Below are 11,252 nucleotides of genomic sequence, written 5' to 3' on the forward strand. Positions count from 1 at the left end.
GCCTGCGCGGTAAATATCGGTGAAATAGTGCTGCCCGAGGACGTTAGCCATCACTTCCGCCGCCAGTTTTTTCCAGACTTCTGAATCGCTGTTGGCATTTTCTGCGTCATACAGCAGATCCGCCGAAGTGATTTCATCCATTACCCAAACCATTTTTAAACCGGTCAGCTTCTGATCCTTAGCCACAAAAGTGGTGTTCATATCGATAAAACTGTGAGGATGAGCGAGTGCGCCCATGCTGATCATCATTAGTAAGCAGGCCACCAGGCCACGGCGTTTCATCATCCAAGCATACGTTTTATTGTTATAATATAACATCAACCAAACCTCAACCGGCGTTAACAAGCCGAATAACTGTGACGAAAGTAGTAAGCCGAAGTAAAAGCAGGGGTAACTGCCACGCCCCCGCGGAGCCTTTTGCTATGCTTAAACCTAATTTAAACACGACATGCCAGAAGGTGATATGAGCCTGGAGACTTCTTCTGCGCCTGAGTTCTCCGGTCAACAACGGCGCTGTCATTTACTGCTGATGCTGTATGCGCCAGTACCCAAGGTACAACTGGAGACGATCGGCCAAATCAACGGCGTAGACCTGCTCATGACCCGGCAAGATATAGCCGAGGTTGCCAGTGAGATCCAGCATTTCCATCATCTGGAAATCAGCGGCGATCCCGACGAGGGCTACCAGATCCTGGGCAGCGCGCTGGATCGTCGTTTGTGCCTGCTCCAATGGCTCCGGCGAGCCTTGCGGTGTAGCCCTGAGTTTGTCGAACAACACTTCGGCCCTCAGTTTCAGCGGGCGATGCAACTTCAGCACCAACAGCTACCGGCACTGGAATTGTGCATCAACCAATGTGAACAGCGCCTTAACCGCCGTTTTGAACAGCGCGACCGGCAGTTCTTGCAACACTATCTTTGTTATTGCGTCTGGGCCAGCCATCATCAGCACTCTCCTCAATTTGATCGCCGCCAGCATGAATGGCTGCAAAGCAAACCAGAACAGCTGGCGGCAGCGGAACTGCATCAAGCTCTGAATCAGCTGTTTGGCCACCACAGTGACGTTAACGAATGTGATTACCTGGTGCTGATGTTTACCCTACTGAAAAGTCACAGCTACCAGAGCAGCGAATCGCCAGAGGACCAACGCTTGATGGCGGCCATTGGGCAGGTGGTGGAACGTTTCCAGCAAATTTCAGGCATGCATTTCAGCAGTCAGGAGGGATTAATCAGCCAGCTGTTTGCCCATTTGGCCCCCGCAGTGGAACGCTGCCGGTTTGCTATCGGCATCGACAATACGCTACTGGAAGAGGTGGTTCGCAAATATCCCCGGCTGATGCGTACCACGCAGGAGGCATTAACGCCGTTTGAACAGGAATATGAGATTCAATTTTCGCGGGAAGAGGCAGGGCTAGTGGCGATCAGCTTTGGTGCCTGGCTGATGCAAGGTAATGCGTTGCATGAAAAGCAGATACTATTACTGACGTTGGATAACCCACAGTGGGAAGAAGAGGTGGAATATCAGATCCGCGAACTGACGCTATTGCCATTGAATATCAAATATCAGCCGTTGCACGATTATCTGCTCGCTGGCGCCCCGCAAGGGATTACGCTGGTGATTACCCCCTACGCCACACCGAGCCAGGAGCAACCACCCACGCTGATTATTACCGAACTGCCGCTGGAGCGTCAGCAGCGCAAAGCGATCCGTGCGCTGCTGGAAAGCCATTAGCGGTTACTGCTAACCGCCACCGCCGGTGGGCGAATAAACAACGCTGGCACCACCACCGCTACCATCACCCAGAACACTCCCCCCTGATAGTGCTCGAACAGGAAGCCCGCCACCACGGTCATCACGGCAATGCCGCCGCCCATCGCCAGAGCCGAATAAATCGCCTGCAGACGGATCACTTCCGCCCCCTGACGCGCCGCAATAAAGCGCATTGCCGCCAGATGGCAGACCGTGAAGGTACCACAATGCAGCACTTGCACCAGCAACAGCCAGCCGATTTCCGTGGTTGTTGCCATCAAGCCCCAACGCAGCAGGCCGCACACGGCGGAAAGCAACAGCAGATTACGCGCGTTCCAGCGGCGGAACAGGAAATTGCTGCTGGCAAAGATAACCACTTCGGCGACCACGCCCAAAGACCACAGGTAACCGATAGTTGCCGCAGAGTAACCCGCCTCTTCCCAATAGATGGAGGCAAAGCTGTAATAACCGGCATGCGCCCCTTGCAACAGCGTGACGCACAACAGAAAGCGCCAGACAGGCCCTTCGCTGAGCAGTTCGCGCCAGGAGCGGCTAGGTTCATTCTGCGCCCGTGCCTCACCTTGTGGCTGCACGCTCGGTTTCAGCAACATGCCCACCAGCATCGCCAGGATGCTGACCAACAGGCTGATCAAAATCGCATTATGGCCCCAAACGGACACCAGCTTACCGGTTAACGCCGAACCGATCACAAAGGCCAGCGATCCCCACAGCCGCACCCGGCCATAATCGAGGGTGATCTGCCGTTGCCAGGTGGCAGCCAACGCATCGGTCAGGGGAACCAGCGGGGAGAAGAACAGGTTGAAACCGGCGATCACCAGCATCAGCCAGGCCCAGCCATTACCGAAACAGAAGCCGACGGCAAACGCCAGAGAGAGCAATGCCAACAGGCGCAACGCGGTGATTAAATAAGAGGGATCTTTAACACGTGGAGCAATTAGCAGGCTACCCAGAAAGCGCGCCACCAAGCCAGCGCCGAGCAAGATACCGATGGTTTCAGGCGGTATCCCTTCACCTTTTAGCCAAACGCTCCAAAACGGTAGATAGATACCATAGGAAAAGAAGTACGTAAAATAACTGAGAGCGAGCCAACGCGTTGATTGCAGAACCATGTTCCCTCCAGGATGAGGGCAATACTTTGACAGAGCTCACACCTAGCAGCAATCTTCATTCATGCCCAAAGGGCTAGAGTGCAAAGTAGTTCACAGTTTAGCTGCAACAACGCTAAAAAAACCCGCCGAGGCGGGTTTATCTGCAACCCAATCGAACTACTTAGGCGTAAACCGGGAAGCGAGCGCAGATATCCAGCACTTTCTTCTTGGTACGTTCGATAGTGGCTTCGTCGTTCAGGTTGTCCAGCACGTCACAGATCCAGCCAGCCAGTTCACGCACTTCGGCTTCTTTAAAGCCACGGCGAGTCACCGCTGGGGTACCCAGACGGATGCCAGAAGTCACAAACGGGCTCTTCGGATCGTTTGGCACGCTGTTCTTGTTAACGGTGATGTTGGCACGGCCCAACGCGGCATCGGCTTCTTTACCGGTCAGGTTCTTATCCACCAGATCCAGCAGGAACAGGTGGTTGTAAGTGCCACCGGAAACCACTTTGTAACCGCGCTCCAGGAACACTTTCACCATCGCTTTGGCGTTATCAGCCACTTGCTGCTGGTAAACCTTGAACTCAGGCTCCATCGCTTCTTTCAACGCTACCGCTTTACCGGCGATCACGTGCATCAGTGGGCCGCCTTGGCCGCCAGGGAAGACGGCAGAGTTCAGCTTCTTGTACAGCTCTTCATCACCACCTTTGGCCAGGATCAGGCCGCCACGCGGACCCGCCAGCGTTTTGTGGGTGGTGGTGGTCACGACGTGGGCATGAGGAACCGGGTTCGGGTAAACGCCAGCGGCAATCAGGCCTGCCACGTGTGCCATATCTACGAACAGGTAAGCGCCGATGCTGTCAGCAATTTCACGCATTTTTGCCCAATCAACCACACCGGAGAAGGCCGAGAAGCCACCGATGATCATTTTTGGTTTGTGGGTCTGCGCCTGTTTGGCCAGATCGTTATAGTCAATCTGCCCAGTTTCGTCGATGCCGTAAGGCACCACGTTATACAGCTTACCGGACAGGTTCACCGGTGAACCGTGCGTCAAGTGACCACCGTGTGCCAGGTTCATCCCCAGGATGGTGTCGCCCGGCTGCAGCAGCGCGGTATAAACGGCAAAGTTGGCCTGGGAACCAGAGTGTGGCTGCACGTTGGCATAGTCGGCACCAAACAGTTCTTTGGCACGATCGATCGCCAGTTGCTCAACGATATCAACGTATTCGCAACCGCCGTAGTAACGCTTGCCCGGATAGCCTTCGGCGTATTTGTTGGTCAGTTGGGAACCCTGGGCCTGCATCACGCGCGGGCTGGTGTAGTTCTCAGACGCAATCAGCTCAATGTGCTCTTCCTGACGCACCACTTCCTGCTCCATTGCATGCCACAGTTCGGCATCATAATCAGCAATGTTCATTTCACGCTTTAACATCCGGCATCTCCTGACTGAAATCAGCTAGCTTAATTTACCCCTACGGGTGCTGGGCCACAGTGTAAACCGTTTCGGCCTATCGAAGATAGGTCTTGACAGAGGTTTTTACGCAAACGATTGGCATCAGGTGGCGTAAGGCTTTTCCCCCTTAAAGACCGCATTTTGGCAACGGAGTTTTACTCATCAACAAAATGCGCTTTTTTCATGTTCTGTGAAGGCTATCGACGGTTAACAACCCCGTAACAACAACAAGGATATTTACAAGCGCGGGATAAATTTATAAGATGCATTTAAAATACACCTATTAGACAGACATAAAAACGCCCGCCAAGGAGTCTCACCATGCTGGATAGTCAAACCATCGCCACCGTTAAATCTACCATTCCCCTGTTAGCCGAAACCGGCCCCAAACTGACCGCCCATTTCTACGATCGCATGTTTGCCCATAACCCGGAATTGAAAGATATTTTCAATATGAGCAACCAGCGTAATGGCGATCAGCGCCAGGCGTTGTTCGATGCTATCTGCGCTTACGCCAGCAATCTGGAAAATCTGGCCGCTCTGCTGCCTGCGGTAGAACGCATTGCCCAGAAGCACGCCAGCTTCAATATCCAGCCCGATCAGTATCAGATTGTCGGCCACCACCTGTTAGCCACGTTGGACGAAATGTTCAGCCCTGGCCAGGAAGTGCTTGATGCCTGGGGAAAAGCTTACGGGGTGCTGGCCAACGTGTTTATTCAGCGTGAAGGCCAAATCTACCAGGAAACGGAAAAGAGTGACGGCGGCTGGCGTGATTTGCGTGCTTTCCGCATCGTAAAAAAACAGCCGCAGAGCGCGGTCATCTCCAGCTTTGTATTGGCACCGGTAGACGGTGGCCGCGTGGCCGACTACCAACCAGGTCAGTATCTGGCGGTTTATATTAATGATGGCAGCCTGCAACATCAGGAGATCCGCCAGTATTCACTCACCACCGCATCGAACGGAGAATATTACCGTATCGCGGTCAAACGAGAGGAACAGGGCGCCGTTTCCAACTTCCTGCATCAGCAGGCCAAAGAAGGCGATATCATTCATCTCGCGGCACCACACGGCGATTTCTTCCTGCAGGTAGAACCTACTACGCCGGTGGCATTAATCTCGGCAGGCGTTGGCCAAACGCCAATGCTGGGGATGCTTAACACCCTGCACAACAATCAGCATCCGGCTAACATCCACTGGCTGCATGCCGCAGAAAATGGTGCAGTGCATGCCTTTGCTGATGAAGTGGCAGATATTGCCGGGCGCATGCCTAATCTGAGCCGTCATGTCTGGTACCGTGAACCCAACGCCGATGATGTGCAGGGCCACGATTATCACAGCCAGGGCCTGATGGATCTGAGCACATTGCGTAGCGAGTTTAGCGATCCGCAGATGCATTACTACTTCTGCGGCCCGGTGCCGTTTATGCAGCACGTGGGTAAGCAGTTGCTGGCGATGGGCGTGGAGGCCGAACGTATCCACTATGAATGCTTCGGCCCGCATAAGGTCCTGTAACATTCTAGTGTCTTGATAACATTATCAGGTGCGAATGTTATTGATTACTTTGCGCGATAAATGCGGGTACAGCAGAAACGGTGCCCGCGATAATCATCAACAATAATGTCAGTTTGACATCAATCTCAAATCTACAACTTCCTTAATGTTATTCCCCTTTCCGCTATCGTTTTTACTCCGACACTGTGGTAAATCTACGCCCCATTGATAAGGACTTTGCATGGAGCGCAAGGATGACCCAGCTTTCAGCACCCCGCTGTATTTTCGCCAGTAATCTGATCCGAAACTCTCGCAATACTCCCGTCAGGCTAATAAATTTTTTGACAGGAACGCCTGTTCATTCACGTTGTTAATTATGGCAAGTGTACGTTGATCGCATCAGTGGACTCACTATTTGCGTCATCTTTCAAGGAGGAACAGAGATGCAACAGACCGTACAGGACTGGGCAAGGAACACGGTAGGTACGCCGTTGTACGCCATCTTGGCCAACACCAACGGCGCACAAGGCATCAAAGCCTATTACCGTGAGGATGGCAACCGCACACCTTTCGGGCTTTACGCCAACACGCCGTATGCCAACTGGCACGAGGTGATGCCGGTGCTGGTGCAACTCAATGAAGGCAGTCCGTTCCTGCGCTGGGTGGCAGAAACACCCCTGCGCAACTGGGGTTGGCTGGCACGCTCGCCGTTGCCGCAGGCTGCCCTGGCGGCCCACCTTGCCGGTTTGACGCAGGTGATCATGCCCAGCGGCAAAACGGTGTTTTACCGCTATTGGGATGGCCGCTTCTTACCCGCTTACCTGCGCTACTTTGGCAATGACTGGCGCACTATCCTGCCGGTGTTCTCTGATTACTGGGTGAACGGCGAGGGTTTTACCTGCCCGGTGGATCCCACTGCGCAGGCCCAGATGAGCCCCTGGTGGCAGGTGCCCCAAGGGATGGTGGATGCCCTGCTGGATGAAGACCCGGCACCGCTGATCGCCAACCTGCTGACCTGGCTGCGCGAGAATGAGTTTGAACTCTATCAAGCCGTGCCGGAACCGGTGTTGCGCCAAATCGCGCTGCGGCTCTACCCACAAATTTGGCAGCAGACACCAGATCCGAAGCAACGCACCGCCCGGCTATCCCAGGCCCTGGTCGATGCGCTGAGCCACCGTAGCCATCCGTTCGAGGTCATCCCCCTCAACGTTTCCCCTTTTCGACCGTGAGTAATGGACTATGACGACCGAATATATGGCCAGTATTGATAATGAATTACTGGGCTTCAAGAACAAGACCCTGATCACCCAAGAATATCGGCAGATTGTCAAAGAGTGGGCCACGGCCAGCAGCATTTCCGGGCGCCTGGGTGGGCCGACGCTGGAGATGGAGAAAACCCTGCGGCTCAACGACAGCAAGACCGTGGTCTCGGAAAACGATCGCAGCTTCGAGAGTAGCGTAGTGACCTGCCCGAAGAGTGGCGAGATCAAGGTGGCCCTCGCCTATGAGTCCACGCTTGAACTGCCCATCCCCGATGTGACCATCGAGATCTATGAAGACGTCCGTTATGGTATTGACTCGAAGGTGGCGACCCAGCAAACCGATGAGCAAGGCGTAGCGCGCTTTCCCGGCCTGACCGCGGGCAAGAAATATTACGTTAAAGCCACCGATACCCAGTTTGCACAACACAATGACCAGATGCTGCAAGCCTATGACGATCTGATGCTGGAGATGTACGACACCTTGTCGACGCAATGGCAGATCTACAGGCCACAGTGGCAGCTCAGCCCGATCAATGCCGGCCTGTTGACCGCACTGGGTAACGGATTGTACAAGGGCATGTTTGGCCTGTGGGATGACGTGAAGCTGGCTTGTGATGTGATCGCAGATCCCGAAAAGTACGGGCAGAAAATCTACGCGGAAGCCAGCAAGTATAAAGATCTGATCACCCAGTTGGATGAACAGAAGCTGAAGTCCCTGTTGGAAGGCAGCAAGCAGACGACCCGTGAGCTGTTGGCGCTGTTCAATGACGAAGCCGCGCTGTACCTGTTTATGCGTTCGGTGGCACTGCACGTACGCATGTACCCCTGGGACGCATTGCTGCAACCCATGGTGGAGGCCGGTGGCTCCATTATCAGTGATGCGTTGGTCGGCATTGTCTTCGGGGCGCTGTTGACCCTGGTGACCGCCGGGTTGGGGGTCGCGTTCCTGGTCTATAAGATAGGCCGTCTGCTGAAAAAACTGGGCAGCGCCTTGCAGCATGTCTGGCAGGGGCTCAAGACAATCCTGTTTGCTACCCTGGAACTGGTCAAACGGTTCTTTGAAAAAACCCGCCAATGGAACCTCAAGCGTCAGGCCAATACCAAGTTAAAACAGGATCGGAAAAACCTGGTGGATCCCAACCACCAGACTGGCCTGGTTGATAACTCAGGCACGGTGAAAAACAGCCCCGCGACCGATGCGACAGGGCAGCCCACGGTGAGCTCGCAGTGCACCCCCGGCACCGGCTGCCCGGTCTCGCTGATCAACGGCGAGGAATTGCTCACCCTGGACGATGGGCAACTGATTGGCCTGACACCCTTTATCTTCCAGCGTCAGTACCGCACCACCGCGGTCGAACGCCCTTCCGTGTTGGGTTTTGGCTGGAGCCACAGCCTGCAACATCAGGTGGAGTTTATCGGTGATGAACTTCATTGGACCGATCATCAGACCCTCACCACCACCCTGCCGTTACCTACTGAAGTTTCCCCCAGCGGGCTTAACTATGTGGCCGGGGCCGCCGCCTATCTGGACGAGGAGCCTGATAGCTACTGCCTGATGGCCGGTAGCCTGGAGGGTTGGGTGTTGCATGTACAGCGGCTGCCGGGCAAGACGACCGGGCGCATCACCGGCCTTTCACATCGCCAGCAGCGGTTGACCCTGCATTATCACGATGGCTTACCGGTTCGGCTGGAACATCCGGCCGGTGCCGCCTTGCAGTTCAGCTATCAGGAGTTGCCTCAAGGCTGGCGCCTGACGCAGCTGAGTCTGCTCCCTGAGGCCGGACGAGAAGATGCGGCCTACTCGCTGATGACCTATGAGTACGATGAGCGGGGGCAACTGAGTGCCGCCATCAATGCGGCGGGAGAAGCCGAGCGTTATCAATATCGCGATGACCATGTGTTCAGCCTGCGGCAGTTGGCCGGCGGGGCCGAGTTTTACTGGGAATGGCAAGGAGAAGGCAAGCAGGCGCGTACAGTGCGCCACTGGAGCAACCTGCCACACTTTGACCAGCGTTTTCTGTGGGATGAACAACCCGGGGCCGTCACTGTGGTCCATCAGGACGGTTCACGGGAGACCTGGCAACATGACACCCGCTTCCGCCGCCTGATCAAGAAGGTCGACCCGGACGGCGCGATCCACCTCAACGAATACGGTGAACGCGGTGAGCTGCTGAGTGAAACCGATCCGTTGGGCAACCGCACCGAGTATGGCTATAACGGTGACTTGCAGTGCACCTGGGTGCGCACCCCTGACGGGCAAGAGACCCAATACCGTTATTCGCGGAGCCGAGTAGTAGAGAAAACCACCTGGAGCCTCGATCAGGAGGACAAAATCCGTGAACGCTATCGCTACGATACGCACGGCAACCTGACGGAAGAAACCGATGCGTTGGGCAATACCTGCCACTACCGGTGGTCTGCGCAAGGGGCACTCAACGAGGTGCAATACCCGGATGGCAGTCGCGAGCGCTTTGTCCGCGACGCCTTTGGCCAGGTGCTGGAGCACCATCAGCGCAACGGGCTGACCCACTATTATCGTTACAACCTGCTGGGGCAGGTGATCCGGCACAGCGACAGCCCGCTGGACGATGCCGGTATCCACGGTACCCGCTATACCTGGAACGCCGCCAACCGGCTGGAGGCTATTCACGCGCCTGACGGCACGGTACGCCACTACCGCTATAACGCCTACGGCAAGGTGACCAGCGAGCGTGACGAAAAAGGGCTGACCACTCAGTACGAATACCATCCCAACTCCCATCTGGTGAGCCGAGTCATTTACCCTGACCTCAGCCAGGTGGAATACCGCTATGACAACCCGAAGAACTTCGTCAGCGACATCATCAACCAGAATGGCGAACACCACCGGCTGGCCTATCACCCCAACGGGTTGGTGAGTGAAGAACACACGGTTGACGGGCGCCACTTCTTCTATGCCTACGACCTGAACGGGCACCTGACCCAGCGCACCGAATACGGCACCAGCCAGAGTGAACAGACCGCGCTGGTCACCCGCTATGAGCGGGACGCTGCCGGGCGGCTGGTTCGCAAGGTGTTGCCAGACGGCAAGGAAGTCAGTTACGCCTACGACAGCTTTAACCGCCTGCGGCTGGTGGACGATGGGCAGTGGCCGCTGGCGTACGGCTATGATGAGGTTGGTCGCCTGACGGAGGAGTATCAGGGCTTTGCCAGCCTGTTCTACGGCTACGACAGCGCGGGTAACCTGACGCGCCAACGCCTGCCTGACGGCAACCTGCTGGCGTACCAGTACCAGCAAGGGCAAGTCTCGCGTATCGTCCTGAATGGCCAGTTGCTGAGTGAGCACCAGTATCGCGGCGAGCAGGAAACCCGGCGTATCACCGGCGAGGTGGTGAGCGAGTTTGATTACGACGGGCAGCAACGCCTGCGCCATCAACGGGCCACCGCCGTGGTGCAGGCAGAACTAGAGGGTGACGCCCCAGACGTGACGCCGGTGATGCAGCGCCGGTACGAGTACGACCTGGCAGGCAACCTGACGCAGATCCTCGATCCGCACAAGGGCAACCGGGAATACCGCTACGATAAGCAACATCGCCTGACTGAAGCCTTGCACCACCCGATAGCCTACCCCGAAGCCTTGCCGCAGGAATTGCGCTGGCGGGGTATCAGCGAACAATTTGAGCACGATGCGGCGGGTAACGTGTTAGGGAACGACGCCACCTCCCGTGGGGCGAAAGTCCGTGGCAACCTGCTGAAGCAGAAAGGCGATGTGCGGTTCGAGTATGACGAGTTTGGCAACCTGACACGTGAAGTGCGCAGCACCAAACCCTTGTGGGTGCGGGAGTTCCGTTATGACTGCCAGCACCGGTTGGTGGAGTTTATCGAGCAACGACAGGGGCAGAAAACACACTTTGCCTATGCCTATGATGCGTTTGGGCGGCGTATCCAAAAGCAGGACCTGCTCTCGCAACGGCCCGATGCCCTTACCCGGTTCTTCTGGCAGGGTGAGCGGATGGTGGCAGAATGCGCCGACGATGATAATATCTTTACGGCGGACGACCCAAAACCGGCGCACCTGGCGACCTATAAAAGCTACCTGTACAGCCCCGGCAGCTTTGTGCCGCTGGCGCAGTTACTGGGCAAAGGACGCCAGTCGGAGATTTACTACTACCTGAATGACCACCTGGGCACCCCGCAGGAACTGGTCA

The 11,252-nt window shown here is 55.8% G+C and carries 7 protein-coding genes; 4 read left to right on the forward strand and 3 right to left on the reverse strand.

Annotated elements, in window-relative coordinates; genetic code table 11:
- The coding region (locus tag ACLQ7H_RS18050; protein WP_411753846.1) for a DUF1007 family protein at positions 1–318 on the reverse strand (318 nt) is incomplete at its 3' end.
- A 145-nt stretch (positions 319–463) separates the two neighbouring features.
- Between ACLQ7H_RS18050 and csiE the strand changes: the two genes are divergently transcribed.
- Entirely contained in the window at positions 464–1,729 is a 1,266-nt protein-coding gene (gene csiE / locus ACLQ7H_RS18055; RefSeq protein WP_411753847.1) for a stationary phase inducible protein CsiE, read from the forward strand.
- Here csiE and ACLQ7H_RS18060 read toward each other — a convergent pair.
- A complete protein-coding gene (locus tag ACLQ7H_RS18060; RefSeq protein ID WP_411753848.1) occupies positions 1,726–2,877 on the reverse strand; it encodes a 3-phenylpropionate MFS transporter in 1,152 nt (383 codons plus the stop codon). The genes csiE and ACLQ7H_RS18060 overlap by 4 nt on opposite strands.
- 160 nt (positions 2,878–3,037) lie before the next feature.
- Positions 3,038–4,291 (reverse strand): serine hydroxymethyltransferase, encoded by a 1,254-nt coding sequence (glyA, locus tag ACLQ7H_RS18065; protein WP_024529358.1) that lies wholly within the window; start codon positions 4,289–4,291, stop codon positions 3,038–3,040.
- Positions 4,292–4,633: 342 nt separating this feature from the next.
- Here glyA and hmpA point away from each other — a divergent pair, with 342 nt between their 5' ends.
- The 3 genes from hmpA to ACLQ7H_RS18080 form a co-directional block, all read left to right on the forward strand.
- The gene (gene hmpA, locus ACLQ7H_RS18070) at positions 4,634–5,824 is read left to right on the forward strand and encodes an NO-inducible flavohemoprotein (RefSeq protein WP_411753849.1); all 1,191 of its coding nucleotides are present in this window, start codon (positions 4,634–4,636) and stop codon (positions 5,822–5,824) included.
- Positions 5,825–6,246: 422 nt separating this feature from the next.
- Positions 6,247–7,032, forward strand: a complete 786-nt coding sequence (locus ACLQ7H_RS18075; RefSeq protein WP_411753850.1) for a DUF4123 domain-containing protein — start codon at positions 6,247–6,249, stop codon at positions 7,030–7,032.
- Between the two features lie 10 nt (positions 7,033–7,042).
- Positions 7,043–11,252 (forward strand): DUF6531 domain-containing protein (locus tag ACLQ7H_RS18080; RefSeq protein WP_411753851.1); only part of this gene is annotated, 4,210 nt, incomplete at its 3' end.

The sequence above is a fragment of the Serratia sp. (in: enterobacteria) genome, assembly GCF_046715635.1.
Lineage (GTDB): Bacteria > Pseudomonadota > Gammaproteobacteria > Enterobacterales > Enterobacteriaceae > Chania.